This window comes from Bartonella sp. AA86SXKL (assembly GCF_042196885.1).
This window is the reverse complement of record NZ_JBHIRE010000268.1, coordinates 550-778: the sequence shown is the minus strand read 5'-3', so window position 1 is coordinate 778 and position 229 is coordinate 550. Positions and strand designations below refer to the sequence as shown.

Annotated in this window: 1 pseudogene; it reads left to right on the top strand. The window is 38.4% G+C overall.

The window, feature by feature from the left end:
• Positions 1-97: pseudogene (locus ACFIO5_RS11460) on the top strand (HigA family addiction module antitoxin); the annotation flags it as partial.
• Positions 98-229 lie beyond the last annotated feature (132 nt).

The following is a 229-nucleotide window of genomic DNA, read 5'->3' as shown; positions in this document are numbered from 1 at the left end:
GGATATGCAAACAAACTACAATTTATGGAAAACAATGCAACAGGCACAACCACCTATTTCTCCTCTGGTTTCTGATTCACCACAAACGTCGCTTTGATTTCGTTCATAATTTTTTTGGTGCTTTGGTTAGTTTTTTAGTCGCCGCACATTGCTCTAACCTTTTTGTAGTTTTTTAATTGCTTCGATAGCTAAGCGTTTCCGATCGGCTGTTTTGGTATAAAGAGATGCC